The sequence below is a fragment of the Hyphomonas sp. genome, assembly GCF_965284475.1.
Taxonomy (GTDB): Bacteria; Pseudomonadota; Alphaproteobacteria; order Caulobacterales; family Hyphomonadaceae; genus Hyphomonas.
On sequence record NZ_OZ260087.1, the window covers coordinates 1,902,418 to 1,919,175 of the forward strand.

Here is a 16,758-nt window from a genome sequence, read left to right on the forward strand (position 1 = left end):
CCTTCAGCACTGGCATCCCGCACGAACATTGTCATACTGGTCCGGCCTGCCCGAAGGATGCCGGGCCAACTGACTTGCGGGAGACGAAACCGATGCTGCGCTACCTTGCCCTACCGACGCTCATTCTTGCCGCTGCCTGTTCTTCGGCGCCTGCCGAAACGCTCGCGGTGCCGACCCTGGAGCCACTTTGGGTGGCCGAAGGGTTCCAGGGGGCTGAAGGCGCGGCAATGGCGCCAGACGGTTCATATTACATCTCCAACGTGTTCGGTGACGCCCGGGCGAAGGACGGCAACGCTTATATTGCGAAACTGTCGACCGGTGGGGTGATCGTCGAACGCTACTGGTCCGCCAAGCTTGATGCACCAAAGGGAATGGCCATTCTGGACGGCACGCTCTACGTCAACGATATTGACAGGGTGGTGATGGTTGACGCTGAAACCGGCAGCCGCAAGGGCCAGATCCCGATTGAGGGCGCGAGTTTCCTCAACGACGCCACGGTATGGAACGGGCAGGTCTACGTTTCGGATTCCGGCACTGCGCGCATCCATGTTCTGGACGGCGAAACGGCCACAGTCTGGATGGAAGACGATGTGCTGAAAGGCGTGAACGGCCTGCTGGGTGATGCAGGCCGGATGCTGGTCTCGACCATGACGGCCGGTGACCTGCTCAGCGTGGACGCTGATCGCAACGTAACGGTGATCGCGACCGGCATGGTGGACGGTGACGGCATCGGCCTTGTGCCGGGTGGCGGCTATCTCGTGTCCAGCTGGCCGGGCCAGATACACCATGTCGGCGAGGGTGGCACCGTCACCACACTGCTCGACACCACGGGTGACGAGACACCGATCACCCAGAACGATCTCACGATCTTCGGCGATGTGGTGATCGTGCCGAACCTGCGCAACGATACGGTAACGGCGTGGAAAGTGGTGCGTTAGCGCCTAGTTCGCGCTGCCAGCGCTGACGGCCACCATGGCGGCGCGCAGGGTACGGTCGCCGATTTTCCAGCCGGGCTGGAAGAGGGCGGCAATCGTGCCGGACGGATGCTCTGACGGGATCTGGGCCACGGCCTGGTGCAGGTTGGGGTCGAACACGGCCCCCGGCACGGCCTCGATCTGCTTGACGCCATGGCGGCCAAGGGCGGTTTCCAGTTCCTTGGCGGTCATTTCAATGCCGCTGAGCAGGTTGTTGCCGGCATCCGAGAGGTTCGCCCGGTCATCGTCCGGCAGCGCGGCGAGGGCGCGGGCAAGATTGTCCGAGACGCTCAGCAGGTCGCCGGCGAAGCGCTCAATCGCATACACGCGGGCCTCGGAAACCTGACGCTCGGCGCGCTTGCGGGTATTGTCGAGATCGGCCAGCGTGCGCAGCAATTGCTCGCGCAGTTCTTCGGACTCGATCTTCAGGCGCATGGCTTCCTGTTCGGGCGAGATTTCCGTGTCGGCCTCGGCTTCCATGGTTTCAGCCGCCTGCGCCCGCGCATTCTTCAACAGGTCGTCAGCCGCCGACTTCAGGTCCGCTCTGGAGGCTTTTGGATCGATATCGGCATTCTGGCCGGTCTTGGTCTCGTCGCTCATCACTTCCCATCCTTTGCGCGTCGGGCGGCGAGGATTTCGCCGATCACCTTCGCGGTATAATCCACCATCGGTATTACGCGTGCATAGTTCAGCCGCGTAGGGCCGATTACGCCGAGTGCGCCGATGACATGTTTTGCGCCTCCCATATAGGGGGCCACGATCACACTTGAACCCGATAGCGGAAAAAGTTGGTTCTCCGCCCCGATGAACAGCCGCACGCCATCGGCTTCGCGTGTTGTATCGAGGATATCGAGCAGGCTCTGCTGGCGTTCAAGCTCGTTGAACAGTTGGCGCACACGGTCGAGGTCGCCTGCCGCCTTGGCATCTTCCAGAAGATTCGCCCGGCCGCGAATGATCAGCGCCCGTCCCCGGCCCTGCGTATCGCCGCTCCACAAGGCAAGGCCCTCCTCCACGAGGGAGGACGCGGCCGCGTCCAGTGCGGCGCGGCGGGAATGGATTTCCTCGCGCACATCGACGGCAGCCTCGGCCAGCGTGCGGCCCGTCATGCGGGTGGAAAGATAGTTTCCGGCCTCGATAAGCGTCGTGGCAGGCAGGCCGTCCGGAATCTTGACCAGCCGGTTTTCGACATCGCCATCCTCGGTTACGAGCACACAGAGCGCCTCGCCGCTGGCCAGGGGAACGAATTCGACATGGCGAATGGCGGTTTCACGGGTCGGCGAGGCGACAAGGCCAGCGCCGCCCGTCAGCCCCGACAGTATGTTGGAAGCTTCGCCCAGCACGGATTCCAGATCACCCCCGGCCCCGCGCAGGCGCTCGTCAATCTCGCGTTTGTCACTGCCCGAAGGCTCGCCGATCTCAAGGAAACCGTCGACGAACAGGCGCAGCCCGCGATGCGTCGGCGCGCGGCCGGCCGAGACGTGGGGGGCATCCAGCAGGCCAAGGTCCGTCAGGTCGGCCATGACATTGCGGATCGAGGCGGGCGAGAGCGCGATCACGCCCTTGGACAGGGTGCGCGAGCCGACGGGCTCTCCCGTCGTCAGGTAGCCTTCGACGATCTCCTTGAAGATGTCGCGCGAGCGCTGGTCGAGGCGCTGCATCAGGGATTGGCTTTCGGGGGTCAGGACCATGCCTATTGATTAGGGGCGCAATGGTCCCCGCACAATAGGCGTGTATGCCGGAGCGGGCTCAGAACAGGCCCTCGATCAGGCCGTCAGCATTGAGGTGGATGTTCTCGGCGGCCGGGTGGCGGGGCAGGCCCGGCATGGTCATGATGTCGCCGCAGATGGCGACGACGAAGCCGGCCCCTGCCGAAAGGCGTACTTCGCGCAGGCGCACCGTGTGGCCCTCCGGCGCGCCATGCAGGGCCGGATCCGTTGAAAAGCTGTACTGGGTCTTGGCGATACAGACGGGCAGATGGCCAAAGCCATCGGTCTCCCAGCGGGCAAGCTGCTCGCGCACGGAGCGCGGCGCCTCGACATGGTCAGCGTGGTAGATGCGCCGGGCGACGGTTTCGATCTTGTCGAAGAGGGGCAGGTCGTCGGAATAGAGCGTTCGGTAGTCGGCAGGCTTTGCCGCCAGCGTGTCTGTGACCGCGCGGGCGAGCGCCTCGGCGCCCTTGCCGCCATCGGCCCAGTGGGTGCAGAGCGCAACCAGCACGCCGGTCTTGGCGCAATAGGCTTCGATCGCGGCGATTTCAGCCGGCGTGTCCTGCGTGAAATGATTGATCGCCACCACGACCGGCAAGCCGAATTGCTGCAGGTTTTCAATATGACGGCCAAGGTTAGGGAGCCCGGCCTCAAGGGCCGCCACATTCTCCGTGGCGAGTTGCTCCCGCCCGAGCCCTCCGTGCATTTTCAGGGCTTTCACCGTCGCAACCAGCACCGCTGCATCCGGCTGAAGGCCTGACTGGCGGCATTTGATGTCGAAGAATTTCTCGGCGCCAAGGTCTGCGCCAAACCCGGCTTCGGTGACCACATAGTCAGCCATCCGGAGTGCGGCCTGCGTTGCGATGACGGAATTGCAGCCATGGGCGATGTTTGCAAACGGTCCGCCATGGATCAGGCACGGATTGTTCTCCAGCGTCTGGACCAGGTTTGGCAGCATGGCATCCTTCAGCAGCGTCATCAGCGCACCGGTCGCCTTCACGTCGGCGCAGGTGACGGCCGTTCGGTCGCGGCGATAGCCGACAATGATGCGGTCAAGGCGCTGCTCAAGATCGGCGGAATCTGATGCGAGGCAGAGGATGGCCATGATTTCCGACGCGACGGTGATGTCAAACCCGCTTTCCATCGCGGCGCCATTGCCGGGCCCGCCAAGGCCGGTGACGACGCTGCGCAGGTTGCGGTCATTCATGTCGAGAACGCGCCGCCAGGTCACGCGGCTGGCCTCAAGGCCGCTGGGTGCGCCCCAGTGGATATGGTTGTCGACCAGGGCGGCCAGCAGGTTGTGGGCCGAGGTGATGGCGTGAAAGTCGCCGGTGAAGTGGAGATTGATGTCTTCCATCGGGACGACCTGCGCATGGCCGCCGCCGGCCGCGCCACCCTTCATGCCAAAGCACGGGCCCAGCGAAGGCTCGCGCAGGCAAAGCAATGTGTTCGCGCCAATCCGGTTCATCGCATCGGCAAGGCCGACACTGGTTGTCGTCTTGCCTTCACCGGCTGCGGTCGGGCTGATCGCGGTGACAAGGACCAGCTTGCCCGTCGGCTTTGCGCCGAGGCCGGACAGGTGATGTGCGGCGATCTTCGCCTTGTCATGGCCGTAAGGGATCAGGTCTTCCGCCGGGATGCCCAGCCGTGCGCCGATTTCGGTGACAGGTTTTTTTGCCGCCGCGCGGGCGATCTCGATATCACTGGCCATGCGGCCCCCTCTGTCATCTCTGATGCCCCTCCGGTGTAGACATGGCCGTCAAAACCCGCAATCAGGCGGGGCAGAAAAGAGGATCCTGTCATGCCCCAGCTTATCCGCCCGTCCGGACGCGCCTTCGACCAGTTGCGCGAAATCGTGCTGGAGACAAACGTGACCCGGTATGCCGAGGGTTCCTGCCTCGCGAAGTTCGGCAACACGCATGTCCTGTGCACGGCCAGCTGGGAGAAGAGCGTTCCGGGCTGGATGAAGGGCAAGGGGGCTGGCTGGGTGACGGCAGAATACGGCATGCTGCCACGCGCCACCCATACGCGCGGACGTCGCGAAGCGGCCGCTGGCAAGCAATCGGGCCGCACGCAGGAAATCCAGCGCCTGATCGGCCGCAGCCTGCGCTCGGTGGTCGACCTGACGGCACTGGGCGAGAACCAGATCACCATTGACTGTGATGTGCTGCAGGCTGATGGCGGCACGCGCACGGCTTCGATCACGGGCGGCTTTGTCGCGCTGGCGCTGGCCTGCCGCTACCTGAAATCAGAAGGCGTCATTCCCGCAGACCCGATCCAGAAACAGGCCGCCGCGATCTCGGTCGGCGTCTACCAGGATTTCCCCGTCCTGGATGTCGACTATCCCGAAGACAGCCAGGGCGAAGCCGACATGAATGTCGTCATGAGTTCTGATGGCGGTTTCATCGAAGTGCAGGGCACGGGCGAAGAGCGCCCGCTGACACGCAGGGAACTGGACGAGATGCTGCGCCTCGCCGAACAGGGCTGCAACCAGTTGTTCGACGCGCAGCGGGCCGCGCTCGCCTAAATGCGCTTCGGCAGGCCCGGCAGGCCGAACATGGCCAGCTGCAGGCTGCTGGCGATGCGTTCGGCCCGCTCCATGAAATAGGGTACGGCCTCGGCGCTTGGGGCGGTGTCTTCCAGGGTTTGCCGGAACAGGCCGAGCCAGATCCGGAAATGGGAGGCATCGACGCCCGTCAGCTTCATGTGCGCGGGCACGGGCTTTCCGGAATAACGCCCGGCATTCATCGCGACCGACGCCCAGAAATCCTTCATGCGGGCAAGATGGGGGGCCCAATTATCGCCGATCTCTCTGTCGAAAATCGGTCCCAGCGTCGCGTCAGCCCGGATCCGGGCATAGAAGGTATCGACCAGGTCTGAAACGTAGGCGTCATCAATGCCCATGCGCTCGGCATTGCGCTGGATGTCGCGGCGGCGTTCCTCGGCAGTTCGCAAAACATGGCTCATGCTGCGGCTCGGGCGCCGAGCATGTCGTGCAACGGGGCATTGCCTTGCACGAGGTCTGCGATGGACCAGGAATCGAGGCTCGTGAAAAAGGCTTCCAGCGCCCCGGCCAGTGCGCCGCGCAATCGGCAGGTCGGCGATATGCGGCATCCGCCCGCGCCGCCGGGAAAGCATTCCACGAGGGCCGCATTGCCTTCCATGCGGCGCACCACATCACCAACCTGTATGTCGGATGCAGCCCGCGCGAGGCTGAGGCCTCCGGCGCGGCCGCGTTCGGTCGCGATGAAGCCTTCATGGCTGAGGGCCAGCGCCACTTTCATCAGATGGTTGCGGGAGATTCCAAAGGTGTCCGAAATCTCGGCAATGGTCACACGGCGATCCGTGTTGACGGCCAGATGCATCAATGCGCGCAAGGCGAAGTCGGTTTGCAGGTTCAGCCGCATGTTCAGGCGTTTTCGTCCGGATGGCGTGTATCCCAGACGATCTCATGCGCGCCTTCATCAAAGCCATTCCTCCGCCCAAGGATGAGGACGGTGGAGAGGATGCCTGCAACCAGGAATGACACAATCGTGCCGGACAAGAGCGCGATCCAGCCATGACTCGTCATGTCCGCGCCCATTGACGACCGGCTGAACAGAAAGACGAGGCCCATCACGGTGCATGTGGCGACGATGGCACCGACGGCGAGGCCGCCGATGAGCTTGGTGGCGAAACCGTATTTGGCCATGGGTAAACTCCCTTGCTTGCGCGGGCCGTATGGCGGGCGATCTGAAAGACAGTATAGCCCGGCCTGCCGGAAGTTCAATCAAACATGCATTTAATATGCATGTTATAAATTGACGCAGGCCGCTTTCCGGAAAAAGCCTTACGGCGTCGGCTTGCCGCGTTCCCACGTCACGTCACGACCATAGAGGGGAACGGTCGAGAGGCTCATCTTGGCCGATCCGTCCACGATCTTGCGGCTGAATGACACGTACATCAGGCTGTCACTGTCCGAATCGTAGATGCGGCGCACGGCGAGCTGCTTGAAGATCAGGCTCTGGTTCTGATCGAACACTTCCTCGCCGGCCTTGCCGACATCGATATTCTGGATCGTTACAGGACCGGTCTGGAGGCAGGAGATGGACGAGTTGGACGGGTTCTCGAACCAGTTGCCCTTGCCGAGCCGGTCCCAGACGCCGCGGTCGAAATGTGAGAGGTGGCAAATGACGCCGTCAACTTTCGGATCAGTGAGTGACTGGATCTTGATCTCGTTGCCGACCCAGTCATTCTTGAATTCGCCGACCTCATTATCCCCGCCACCGCAGGCGGCAATCAGGCAGAGACCGGCGGCGAGAACGAAGGGAGCGCGTGTCATTGAATGTCAACGTGGATGCGGCCGGACGGTTCCGCGTCATGTGGCGGGGGATTATTCGGCAGCGACGCGTCTTCGGTCTTCTTCGCCTTCCTCGTCGAAAACGAGAAGGTCGCCCGGCTGGCAGTCGAGCTCGCGGCAGAGGGCTTCGAGGGTCGAGAAGCGCACGGCCTTGGCCTTGCCGGTCTTCAGGATGGAGAGGTTTGCAAGCGTGACGCCGACACGTTCCGACAATTCCGTCAGGGACATGCGGCGATCCAGAAGCACGCGGTCGAGGGTGACACGAATAGACATCTGCTACCCTCCTATATGGTCATTTTTTCTTCGTCGCGCAGGCGGGTGCCTTCGCGGAAGACTTGGGACAGGATGAACAGGGCGGCAACGGATGCCCAGGCGATGAGATCCAGATTGAAATCGATCTTGGTGTGATCAAAACTCATCCCGATCACGAGTGCTACGGCGATGCGCAGCAATTGCGTGATCGCAATGGTCGCAGCGACGCGGGTCAGGCGCGCTGCGTTTTCAGGCACGAACGGGTCACCTTCGGCCAGAGTCGCCAGGATGCGGCGCAGCTGGATGCAGACATAGATGATGGCGGGGATCACCACGAGGCCGCCGATCAGGCCGGCGATAAGGGCGGGCAGGCTGTCGGTGCCGTCAGTGACGGAGATATTCAGGGCGTCTATCGAGCCGCCATTGTGAAAGGCAATGATCGCGGCGCCGACGCTTGCGAGGAATACGACGCCGATGATGGCGGTCATCCACATCACGATGGTTACCAGAACTGTCATGACGGCAGCCATCGAGTTTCTTGCCTGTTTGCTCATGCCTGTCTCTTCACCGTGTTGCACTCATGGTCTATGGCGTAGGGATGCTTATCGCAAAACCGCACACCTTTACCGTTTAACGATATAGGTATTTGCAGGTAAAGCAAGAATGGAACCATTTCAGTAATAGGTGAAAAAATTACAGTTCGCACGCTCACGCCCGGTCGACTCGTCGCTGCCACCCATAACATGGGCAAGGTTTCCGAGCTGAAAGACCTGTTTGAACCTCTTGGATTCACTGTTGTTTCTGCCATCGAGCTTGATCTCGACGAACCCGACGAGACCGAGACCACGTTTGCCGGGAATGCGCTTTTGAAGGCGCGCGCCGCCATGCAGGCGACCGGCGCGCCCGCGCTGTCGGACGATAGCGGCCTCTCTGTCACCGCGCTCGGCGGCGCGCCGGGCATCTATTCGGCCCGCTGGGCCGGTGAGCCGCGTGATTTCTACCGCGCCATGGAGAAGGTGGAGCAGGAACTGAATGACATCGGCGCCACGGACCGGTCTGCCAAGTTCGTCTGCGCCCTGGCGGTTGCCTGGCCGGACGGCCATGAGGAAGTTTTCGAGGGCGAAGTGCGGGGGCACCTCGTATGGCCGCCGCGCGGCGACCGCGGATTCGGCTATGACCCGATGTTCGTGGCCGATGGCGAAGCGATGACATTCGGCGAAATGGACCCGGCGCGCAAACATGCCATGAGCCATCGCGCCGATGCGGTCGCCCGTTTGAAGGCGGCCCTGCTTTAATGGCCGAATTGCTCAAGCCATTCGGTCCACAATATGGATTTGGACTCTACATCCATTGGCCGTACTGTTCGAAGATATGCCCCTACTGCGACTTCAATGTGTACGCAGCCAAGACGCGGTCGCACGAGCCGCTCCTGAAGGCGATTTCCGAAGATATCCGCATCCACCGCCCCCGCATGCCGGAACATGGCGCGCTGGACACGGTGTACCTTGGCGGAGGAACGCCATCGCTCCTGCAGCCCGGCGAAATCGCCGGACTGCTGGAAACGGCGAGCGAGACGTTCGGCATCAAGCCGGGCGCCGAGATCACGCTTGAAGCCAACCCCAATGACATCATGCGCGCCGACCTGCGCGGACTGAAGGCGGCGGGCGTCAACCGCCTGTCGATTGGCGTTCAGTCGCTGCGCGACAATGCCCTGGCCTTCCTTGGCCGCGACCATGATGCGGTCTCGGCCCGCGCAGCGGTCAAACGGGCGCTTCACGTGTTTTCCAATGTATCGATTGATTTCATTTATGCGCGGCCGAGCCAGTCGATTGATGAATGGGGCGACGAACTGACCGATGCGCTTGCCCTCGGCGCGCCGCACCTTTCGCTATACGAACTCACCATCGAACAGCGTACCGCCTTCGGAAAGGCCGTCGAGCGCGGTGAAATACTGCCAATGGACCCTGACGCGCAGGCTGACCTGTATGAGCTGACGCAGACCATCACGACCAGCGCAGGCCTGCCAGCCTATGAAGTGTCCAACCATGCCGCTGGGCAACAGTTCCAGTCGCGCCATAACCTGACTTACTGGAAGGGCGGCGACTGGATCGGCGTCGGCCCGGGCGCCCATGGCCGGGTCAGTGTCGGCGGCAAGCGCTATGCGAGCGAGGCCGAACGCCGCCCCGAAGCCTATATCGCCAATGTCGTGGCGCTGGGCTCAGGCTGGGGCGGGGCGTCCACGCTTTACCCGCTGGACATTGCCCGCGAGCTGATCGCCATGGGCCTTCGCCCGATCGGCGGCATTGCGGTGGAGCGCATTGAATCGCTCTCGCAACAGCCCCTTCCGCGCGACCGGATCGAGGCCTTCGTGGCCGAGGGCTGGGTCCGGTTTGATGGCCAAAGCCTGTCGCTCACGCCATCGGGCTGGCTGCTGGCGGACGCGATCACGGCGCAGCTCGCGCCCTGATTAACCCTGTTCAGGCCCGCGGATGCGCCGCGGCGTGCACTTCGCGCAGCCGGCTCGCATCGACGCCGGTATAGACCTGCGTTGTCGACAGCGAGGCATGGCCCAGCAATGTCTGGATCGCCCGCAGGTCAGCGCCCGCCGCCAGCAGGTGTGTGGCGAAGGCATGGCGCAGGGCATGGGGCGTGGCAGTGTCCGGCAGGCCGAGCACGCCGCGCAGCTTCTGCACCAGTCCCTGGATCAGGCGCGGGTTCAGCGCGCCGCCCTTGGCACCCCGGAACAGCGGGCCGGATTTCGTCAGCGCATAGGGGCAGACGGCCGCATAAGTATCGATGGCCTGCCGCACGGCGGGGATCAGCGGCACGATGCGCACCTTGCCGCCCTTGCCGCTGATGCGCAGGCGTTCCGGCGCGGGCAGGTCTGCGCCGGTCAGGTTCAGCGCCTCTGAAATGCGCAGGCCCCCGCCATAGAGCAGGCTCAGCACCGCCGCGTCGCGCGCGCCGATCCATGCATCGCTGTCCGGGTCCGTCTCTGCCTCGAAGATCATGTCTTTCGCCGCCTCGATGGACACGGGCCGGGGCAGGCGCGCCTTGCGCCTGGGCCCCTGCAGATAGGCGATCTCCGCATTCTCGATCTCATGCGCCCTGCCGAGCCAGCGATACAGCGCCTTGATCGACGACAACAGCCGCGCAATCGAGGCATCCGACAGGCCGTCGCGCCGCCGCTGCGCCAGGTGCGCGCGAATATCCCGCGCCTTCAGGCGGCCCAGCGCCTTCGGCGTCGGCTCCTCGCCAAGATGCACGCGCAGGAAATTGAAAAAGTCGGCCAGGTCGCTGCCATAGGCCTCAACCGTATTCCCCGCCAGCCGGCGCTCATGCTCGAGATGTGAGAGAAAGGCGGGAAGCGTGTCCATCCCGTCAGAGTGGCAGCACCGCATTAAGGATGGGTTTCGCAAGGACCGTTCGAACTATGGTTATAGCGTGCATTGGGTGTCAGATCGGGCGAAACGGCAGACTTTTCAGAGTATCAGCTTTTCGCCAGAAGGCGACAACGCAATCCGCAATCTTAACGGCAGTTTCCGACGCGCCATCTGTCAATCGGGGGGCAGCCGCCCGCATCGCGAACCCGACATCACCGAGAAGATATGTCGACGACCATCTTGGCCTGCGGAATGAGTGCAAGTTCGGTCTTCGGCCAGACGCTTTCGCGTGGTGGAGGAAATATCTTCACCCGAGGCAGGATTGTCGCCAGGACGCTCGTCATCTCAGCCATCGCGAACGCCTCCCCGATGCAGATGCGAGGACCCGCACCAAACGGCATGTACGTGTAGCGCTCCGGGGCGGGCCGATCCGGCGCAAACCTGTCCGGATCGAACACTTGCGGGGTCTGCCAAAAGCGTTCGCTGCGATGTATAGCCCAGATGGGGATATTGATCCGCTGCCCTGTTCTGACTTTGTGGCAGCCGAGTTGCGTGTCGCGCGCGGCCACACGGGTCAGCATGAAGGCAGGTGGATAGAGCCGGAGAGCTTCTGAAATAACCTGCCGCGTATATACGTACTTTGCCGCTCCATCTTGAGCCGAATTCTCAAACGACGTCAGTATGCGCATCTCGGTGGGCTGGTGTGCTGCGATCAGATAAAGCGTCCAGGTCAGAGCCGCCGCCGTTGTTTCATACCCCGCGAGGATGAAGCCGAGCAAATTGTCAACGAGCTGGATGTCGCTGAGGGGGCATCCCGTATCCGGATCTTCTGCCGCCATCAGCAGATCAACCATGTCCCCGCGTGGCGGTGTTGATCGGCGATGATCAATCAGGCTTGAAATGTGGGCGATGATTGCTGCCCGGTGCGGGGAGTCCAGCGAGGGCCGCCCCCCATGGTAGTCATCTCCACGCAGGACATAGCTTGGTTTCAATCTGGAAATGTCCGCAAAGAAGGATTGAACAGTATGTCGGAACGCGTCCCGGTCAATCTGCTCGGCGCCTGAGAGCATGGTTTCGACAATGATATTAAACGTCAGGCCTTTCATTTCCGTGTGCAGATCGACTGCTTCAAAGCCACGTGCTGTCCAGTCGGTTATGAGCTTTTCGGCCTCCATCACGAACGTGGGAATAAAAGCGGTCATGCCAGTGGAACGGAACGCTTGCGCTGTGGCGCGCCGTTGCATTTTCCATTCGTCACCCTTGGCCAACAGGAGTCCGGCGCCCCATGCGGGACGCATGATCCGTTCGAACAGGTGGCCATGTGGAAAATCAGCCACCTGGTCCAGCAAAACTGCTTTCACGAGATCGGGCGACATGACGAAGAGTGGCATACCCGGCAGTGGTGGTTTCCAGGCTGACTTCTGATAAACAGCCTCTGGCAGGCTACCGATCTGAGATCGCACGTTCCGGGCCAGCCGCGTCAGCAGTGGCAGATCCTTCGTCCCCGGGTACGGAGCCGGTGGGGTGAACAGGTCCGGGACCAATGCTGGGGCCATGTAGACTTCCTCAATACACTCATGTTACAAACCATACCATATGGTATGGAGTCAATTGCCCGAATGACCCGATTTGGAAAATCCGACTGGCTGAAACTCGGTCAGGATCTTCTCAGGACCGAAGGGCCGGCAGCGCTCACCATTGAAAGGCTGACGGCCTCAGCGGGGAAGACACGGGGCAGCTTCTATCACCACTTCGCTAGTCGTGATGCGTTTCTGGAAGCTTTGATCGAGGATTGGCAGGCTGCCTCCCTCACCGCTTTGGCCAGACGGCTTCAGGATGCGAACGGTCCGGAAGCCAAACGTTCCGTCATGCGCGGCATCGCCTTGGAATGGGATGGCGCGTTTGAACGTCAGCTTCGCTATCTCGCCGCGCAGGAGCCGCTGGTCGCGGAGCTGCTGGCCAGGGTCGATCACCTCCGCATTCAGGGGCTGGCGAGCATGATCCGATTGCTCCAGCCTGACGTCAAAGACGCCGACGCTTTGGCGTTCGTGCAGTACGCCGCAGTCGTTGGCGGGCAAATGCTGCTGAAAACAGGTGACGACCCGCGTATCCCGGCGATCCGAAAAGTCGGCAACGAGCTCTTCGGTCTCGCTTAGTCTACGTGATTCACGGGAAGGAGCTGCAGACCGGACACTCAGGCCCTCGCTCTTACTCTTCCTCCCAGTCCACGATGAAGTCTTCCATGTCATCCTCGAACACTGTGTCTTCCGAAACCGTCTTTCCACGCACGGAATTTCCGGTTTCGTGGACGCGGTTGCGGTCACCGCAGACCAGGTAGTGCCAGTTGGGCAGGTCCTTGCCGTCCATGACCAGCCGATAGGCACAGGTCTTCGGCATCCACTTTATTTCCTCGATGCCCGCCGGGGTCAGCTTCACGCAGTCAGGCACTTTGGCCTTGCGGTTGGCATAGTCCGAACACTGGCATGTTCCGGCATCCAGTAGTGTGCAGTGCAGTTTGGTGTAGGCAATCTCGCCTGTGTCTTCGTCTTCCAGTTTCAACAGGCAGCATTTGGCGCAGCCGTCGCAGAGCGACTCCCATTGCGACTCATTCATCTGGTCGAGCGGAACCGTTTTCCAGAACGGCTCGCTCATGCCATTTGAGCCGCCCATGCGGGCGTCTTCTCGATCAGCGCGGTGGCAAACCAGCAGGATGACGAGATCCTGTCACCACCCGCGAGCGCATCTTCCAGTGCTCGGGCGACGAGGCGCTTGCCCAGCCCCCGTCCGCCGATCACGTCAGGCACGATCGTATGTGTGATATGCATGCGACCGTCTGCCGGGCGTTCATAGGTGAGATAGGCTTCAGTGCCGTCGATCACGAGACTGTAGCGCCGGGCTGCAGCGTCATGGCGGATCGTCTCGCCGGTCATGCCAGCACGTCCTGCCATTCCTTGTGTTTTTCGATCTGTGCCTTGGCGAAGGGGCAGAGCGGAATGATCCTGATCCCGTTCTTGCGTGCGTCTTCCACGCCGCGCTTCACCAGCGCCACGCCGACGCCCAGGCCAGCCAGTTCTTTCGGCACGGCCGTATGGTCGATGATGATACGGCTCGTTCCGGCCTTGGAGAAGGTCATCTCCGCCTCATGGCCATTCACCACGGCGACATAGCGTCCGCCGGTTGGCCCGTCTTCAAGGGTAATTGTGATATCGCTCATGTGATTGCTCCGCTTTAGCCGGATATAGGGATGTCAGCCCGTCAGGCGCAAGGGAAAGCCGCCCCATCGGGGCGGCCCTTCAAGTTGTAAGTGTTATGCCGTTCTGACAGAAATTACTTCTTGAACTTGTCCTTGACGTCGCCAGCGGTCTCGCGCGCTTCGCCTTCGACCTGGTCAGCCTTGCCCTTCAATTCGAGCGACTTGTCGTCCGTCATCTTGCCGACGGCTTCCTTGACGTTACCTTCAGCTTTCTTGGCGGCGCCTTTGATATGTTCCTTATCCATAGAAAAATCTCCTTTCAAGCGGTCGCGTAATTGCGACTAACCAATCAACGCGTCACTTCGAAATTGGTTGGATTAAATCTCAGAGAGCTGGCGAATGCCGGCAGGGATTTTCCGTGGCCCATGGCGCCCAGATCGGTTAGGCTGGAAATATGAAAACACTATTGGGACCTTATGGGCATGTCTCGCCCGGCGACGTTGTCTCCATCCGTTTTGGCGGCGTGTTGAGGCATTATGGCGTGGTCACCACGCGCGGCACGGTGATCTCGAATTCGCGCAAGCATGAGGGCGTGACAGAGCAGTCGCTGGACGATTTTGCCGACGGGCGCTTGATCAGGGTTCACCGCAATGGCGACGCCGACCACCCGATTGCGGCCGAGGCGCGTGCGCGCCGGTCGCTGGGTGCATCCTATCGCCTGGCGGGATCCAATTGCGGTGACTTTGTCGGCCATGTCCATCGGCGCAAGCCCACGGTGACGCAGGTCGGCCGGGCCAGCCTGATGGCGCTTGGCGACCTGATAAGCCAGTCGCGCCGCCGCTGATCGCCTGCGAGTAAATCCACTATGCCGCGCCTGTTGAACCCTCCCGAGATCGACTGGCGTGAGGACGGCACGCCCGTCGCACGCGCCCATGACGATGTCTATTTCACGGCCGGGGACGGCCTGGCGGAATCGCGCGCCGTATTTCTCGCCGGGTGCGGCCTGCCCCAGGCCTGGCGGGGCAGGGATGTGTTCACGGTGGCTGAAACCGGCTTTGGCACCGGTCTGAACTTCCTCGCCTTGTGGCAGCTCTGGGAGACGCATCGGCCCTCACCGACAGCCCGGCTCCACTTTGTCAGTTTTGAAGCCTTCCCGCTCCAGCCCGAGGATGCCGCGCGGGCGCTCGACAGCTGGGCGGAGCTGGAAGAACTCGCCGCCCTCATGATTGCTCGCTGGCCCGGTCCGGCCAAGGGCGTGCGGCGCATGGTGTGGCCGGATGCCGGTGTCTCGCTCACCCTGCACCAGGGCGATATTCGCGACACCCTGCCAGCCGCGCAGTTTCACGCGGACGCCTGGTTCCTCGATGGATTCAGCCCTGCCAAGAATGAGGACATGTGGGGGACGTGGATCTATCCCCAGCTTGCCGCCCATTCGGTGCCGGGCGCGCGGTTCGGCACGTTCACGGTGGCGGGCGCGGTGCGTCGCGGGCTGGCCGGGGCCGGGTTCGATGTCACCCGCCAGCCCGGTCATGGTCGCAAGCGCGAGCGCCTCGAGGCTGCCCTTGCTACCCCTTCACCCTCCTCGGCCCCCACGCCCGACCCCCATGCGACCGCCTGTGCGCCCCCCGGCATCCGCCGCATCGCCATCATCGGCGCAGGTATTGCCGGCGCGTCCGCTGCCCGCGCGCTGATGGATGCCGGGGCCGAGATCACCGTGTTCGACAGCGCCGGCCATCCGGCATCCGGTGCCAGCGGCAATCCGCTCGCCCTGCTGATGCCGCGGCTCGATGCAGCCGACACCGTACAGGCCCGGCTGCTGGTCGATGCCTATATCGCGGCGCGCGACACCTATCGCGGCCTTCCGGGCGTCACCGAAACGGATGTCCGGCAGATCCCAAAGGACCAGGCCGAAACAGACCGGTTCACCAAACTCCTCACAGACCCGCCCCTGCCCCTTGAAGACCTTGAGGCCCTGCGGGGCGGCGGCCTGCTGCACAAGCGCGCGCTGATCCTGCGGCCCGCCCTCCTGATCCCGGCGCTGCTGGCGGGCGCGACGCTGCGGATGGGAGAGGCGGCAGACATTGATATCCCGCAGCGCATGGTGAATGGCGAACGCTTTGACGCCATAATCCTTGCGACGGCGATGGCGGCCGGTGACCTGTTGCCGTGGCTGGGGCTTGAGGCGCGCCTCGGCCAGATTGAGTGGATCACGGATGCGCCGGTTGCCGGGCCGGATGCCGTCGCGAGCGGCACCTATGCGCTCGCCGCCGGGACCGACCGCCTGTGGGGCGCCACGTTCGAACGCTTTGATGGCGGATTGCCCGCCACATCCGATGCGGCGCGGGCTGAGAATGCCGAAGGGCTTGAAAACCTGTCGCCCTGGTGGATACGCGAGGCGCGCGAACATGCTGCGACCTCCCGTGCCGGGCTGCGTGCAACGACGGCTGACCGGCTGCCACTGATCGGCGCTGTGCCGGACCATGCGGCGGCGCTGGAGGTTTTCGGCGGAGTCAGAAAAGGGCGCCCTGCGGATATGGACGCCCCTCAATTACCGGGCATTTACATGGTGAATGGCTTTGGCGCGCGGGGCTTTACGTGGGGGCCCTGGGCGGGGGGCATTCTGGCGGCCCAGCTGATGGGCGGGCCCGCCCCGGCGGAAGCTGCTGCCCTTGTGGCAGTCAGCCCGATGCGCCTTATCCTGCGCGCCCTGAAGCGGGGCGAAGCCTAGGCGGCCCTGACGAAAGACAATTGCAGGCCGCCATTCTCGTGCGGGGCCAGTGTCATTTCCAGTCCGCCCATCTCGACTGCCATCCCGCCATGCAGGCTGGCAATGGCCACAATGGCCAGGAGGATAAGGGTGGCTACGCCTCCGAGCAGCCAGTTATTGTAAAGTAGAGTCCCCTTGCTCATC

Annotated in this window: 23 protein-coding genes; 7 read left to right on the top strand and 16 right to left on the bottom strand. The window is 62.8% G+C overall.

Annotated elements, in window-relative coordinates:
* Positions 1 to 92: 92 nt before the first annotated feature.
* Positions 93 to 938: a hypothetical protein gene (locus ACQ66M_RS09305; protein ID WP_430403397.1), complete on the top strand. Its 846-nt coding sequence runs from the start codon at positions 93 to 95 to the stop codon at positions 936 to 938.
* Between the two features lie 3 nt (positions 939 to 941).
* On the opposite strand, the gene ACQ66M_RS09310 is transcribed toward ACQ66M_RS09305, so the two are convergent.
* The 3 genes from ACQ66M_RS09310 to ACQ66M_RS09320 are packed head-to-tail and all read right to left on the bottom strand — an operon-like array spanning position 942 to position 4,391.
* Positions 942 to 1,574, bottom strand: a complete 633-nt coding sequence (locus ACQ66M_RS09310) for a nucleotide exchange factor GrpE (RefSeq protein WP_430403399.1) — start codon at positions 1,572 to 1,574, stop codon at positions 942 to 944.
* Positions 1,574 to 2,662: a heat-inducible transcriptional repressor HrcA gene (gene hrcA / locus ACQ66M_RS09315; RefSeq protein WP_350173925.1), complete on the bottom strand. Its 1,089-nt coding sequence runs from the start codon at positions 2,660 to 2,662 to the stop codon at positions 1,574 to 1,576. The genes ACQ66M_RS09310 and hrcA overlap by 1 nt, the downstream gene beginning before the upstream one ends.
* Positions 2,663 to 2,720: 58 nt before the next feature.
* Positions 2,721 to 4,391 carry a formate--tetrahydrofolate ligase gene (locus ACQ66M_RS09320; protein ID WP_430403401.1) on the bottom strand — a complete coding sequence of 557 codons (1,671 nt, stop codon included), beginning with the start codon at positions 4,389 to 4,391 and terminating at the stop codon, positions 2,721 to 2,723.
* Positions 4,392 to 4,481: 90 nt separating this feature from the next.
* Between ACQ66M_RS09320 and rph the strand changes: the two genes are divergently transcribed.
* The gene (rph, locus tag ACQ66M_RS09325) at positions 4,482 to 5,207 is read left to right on the top strand and encodes a ribonuclease PH (protein WP_350173929.1); all 726 of its coding nucleotides are present in this window, start codon (positions 4,482 to 4,484) and stop codon (positions 5,205 to 5,207) included.
* On the opposite strand, the gene ACQ66M_RS09330 is transcribed toward rph, so the two are convergent.
* From ACQ66M_RS09330 to ACQ66M_RS09355, 6 genes are all read right to left on the bottom strand, one after another.
* Positions 5,204 to 5,647, bottom strand: coding sequence for a group III truncated hemoglobin (locus ACQ66M_RS09330; protein WP_430403402.1), 444 nt, complete (start codon positions 5,645 to 5,647; stop codon positions 5,204 to 5,206). The two genes, rph and ACQ66M_RS09330, sit on opposite strands and share 4 nt — an antisense overlap.
* Entirely contained in the window at positions 5,644 to 6,087 is a 444-nt protein-coding gene (locus ACQ66M_RS09335; protein ID WP_430403404.1) for an Rrf2 family transcriptional regulator, read from the bottom strand. Before ACQ66M_RS09335 ends, ACQ66M_RS09330 begins: the two co-directional genes overlap by 4 nt.
* A 2-nt stretch (positions 6,088 to 6,089) precedes the next feature.
* Positions 6,090 to 6,371: a hypothetical protein gene (locus ACQ66M_RS09340; protein WP_430403406.1), complete on the bottom strand. Its 282-nt coding sequence runs from the start codon at positions 6,369 to 6,371 to the stop codon at positions 6,090 to 6,092.
* A 138-nt stretch (positions 6,372 to 6,509) separates the two neighbouring features.
* A complete protein-coding gene (locus tag ACQ66M_RS09345) occupies positions 6,510 to 7,001 on the bottom strand; it encodes a CreA family protein (RefSeq protein ID WP_430403408.1) in 492 nt (163 codons plus the stop codon).
* A 51-nt stretch (positions 7,002 to 7,052) separates the two neighbouring features.
* Positions 7,053 to 7,292, bottom strand: a complete 240-nt coding sequence (locus ACQ66M_RS09350) for a helix-turn-helix domain-containing protein (protein ID WP_350173939.1) — start codon at positions 7,290 to 7,292, stop codon at positions 7,053 to 7,055.
* Positions 7,293 to 7,303: 11 nt separating this feature from the next.
* Complete coding sequence (locus tag ACQ66M_RS09355; RefSeq protein ID WP_350173941.1) at positions 7,304 to 7,825, bottom strand: DUF2975 domain-containing protein; 522 nt, start codon at positions 7,823 to 7,825, stop codon at positions 7,304 to 7,306.
* Between the two features lie 189 nt (positions 7,826 to 8,014).
* On the opposite strand from ACQ66M_RS09355, the gene rdgB reads away from it, so the two are divergent.
* Together rdgB and hemW are read left to right on the top strand one after the other, a co-directional pair.
* Positions 8,015 to 8,566, top strand: a complete 552-nt coding sequence (rdgB, locus tag ACQ66M_RS09360; RefSeq protein WP_430403410.1) for an RdgB/HAM1 family non-canonical purine NTP pyrophosphatase — start codon at positions 8,015 to 8,017, stop codon at positions 8,564 to 8,566.
* Positions 8,566 to 9,738 (top strand): radical SAM family heme chaperone HemW, encoded by a 1,173-nt coding sequence (hemW, locus tag ACQ66M_RS09365; protein ID WP_430403412.1) that lies wholly within the window; start codon positions 8,566 to 8,568, stop codon positions 9,736 to 9,738. The genes rdgB and hemW overlap by 1 nt, the downstream gene beginning before the upstream one ends.
* 10 nt (positions 9,739 to 9,748) lie before the next feature.
* Here the strand turns inward: hemW and ACQ66M_RS09370 are convergent, their stop codons facing one another.
* Together ACQ66M_RS09370 and ACQ66M_RS09375 are read right to left on the bottom strand one after the other, a co-directional pair.
* On the bottom strand, positions 9,749 to 10,648 hold the full coding sequence (locus ACQ66M_RS09370; RefSeq protein WP_430403414.1) for a tyrosine recombinase XerC: 900 nt from the start codon (positions 10,646 to 10,648) through the stop codon (positions 9,749 to 9,751).
* 218 nt (positions 10,649 to 10,866) lie between these two features.
* Positions 10,867 to 12,210 carry a cytochrome P450 gene (locus ACQ66M_RS09375; RefSeq protein ID WP_430403416.1) on the bottom strand — a complete coding sequence of 448 codons (1,344 nt, stop codon included), beginning with the start codon at positions 12,208 to 12,210 and terminating at the stop codon, positions 10,867 to 10,869.
* A gap of 63 nt (positions 12,211 to 12,273) precedes the next feature.
* Between ACQ66M_RS09375 and ACQ66M_RS09380 the strand changes: the two genes are divergently transcribed.
* Positions 12,274 to 12,810 carry a TetR/AcrR family transcriptional regulator gene (locus ACQ66M_RS09380; protein ID WP_430403418.1) on the top strand — a complete coding sequence of 179 codons (537 nt, stop codon included), beginning with the start codon at positions 12,274 to 12,276 and terminating at the stop codon, positions 12,808 to 12,810.
* 52 nt (positions 12,811 to 12,862) lie between these two features.
* On the opposite strand, the gene ACQ66M_RS09385 is transcribed toward ACQ66M_RS09380, so the two are convergent.
* From ACQ66M_RS09385 to ACQ66M_RS09400, 4 genes are all read right to left on the bottom strand, one after another.
* Positions 12,863 to 13,324 carry a YcgN family cysteine cluster protein gene (locus ACQ66M_RS09385; RefSeq protein ID WP_430403420.1) on the bottom strand — a complete coding sequence of 154 codons (462 nt, stop codon included), beginning with the start codon at positions 13,322 to 13,324 and terminating at the stop codon, positions 12,863 to 12,865.
* A complete protein-coding gene (locus ACQ66M_RS09390; RefSeq protein WP_430403422.1) occupies positions 13,303 to 13,602 on the bottom strand; it encodes a GNAT family N-acetyltransferase in 300 nt (99 codons plus the stop codon). The genes ACQ66M_RS09385 and ACQ66M_RS09390 overlap by 22 nt, the downstream gene beginning before the upstream one ends.
* Entirely contained in the window at positions 13,581 to 13,868 is a 288-nt protein-coding gene (locus ACQ66M_RS09395; protein ID WP_350173951.1) for a GNAT family N-acetyltransferase, read from the bottom strand. The genes ACQ66M_RS09390 and ACQ66M_RS09395 overlap by 22 nt, the downstream gene beginning before the upstream one ends.
* 113 nt (positions 13,869 to 13,981) lie before the next feature.
* Positions 13,982 to 14,152, bottom strand: coding sequence for a CsbD family protein (locus tag ACQ66M_RS09400; RefSeq protein WP_350173953.1), 171 nt, complete (start codon positions 14,150 to 14,152; stop codon positions 13,982 to 13,984).
* A 149-nt stretch (positions 14,153 to 14,301) separates the two neighbouring features.
* Here ACQ66M_RS09400 and ACQ66M_RS09405 point away from each other — a divergent pair, with 149 nt between their 5' ends.
* Positions 14,302 to 14,691: a hypothetical protein gene (locus ACQ66M_RS09405; protein WP_430403424.1), complete on the top strand. Its 390-nt coding sequence runs from the start codon at positions 14,302 to 14,304 to the stop codon at positions 14,689 to 14,691.
* A 21-nt stretch (positions 14,692 to 14,712) separates the two neighbouring features.
* Positions 14,713 to 16,575 carry an FAD-dependent 5-carboxymethylaminomethyl-2-thiouridine(34) oxidoreductase MnmC gene (gene mnmC / locus ACQ66M_RS09410; protein ID WP_430403426.1) on the top strand — a complete coding sequence of 621 codons (1,863 nt, stop codon included), beginning with the start codon at positions 14,713 to 14,715 and terminating at the stop codon, positions 16,573 to 16,575.
* Here the strand turns inward: mnmC and ACQ66M_RS09415 are convergent.
* On the bottom strand, positions 16,572 to 16,757 hold the full coding sequence (locus tag ACQ66M_RS09415) for a hypothetical protein (RefSeq protein WP_350173959.1): 186 nt from the start codon (positions 16,755 to 16,757) through the stop codon (positions 16,572 to 16,574). The two genes, mnmC and ACQ66M_RS09415, sit on opposite strands and share 4 nt — an antisense overlap.
* Between the last annotated feature and the right edge of the window lies 1 nt (position 16,758).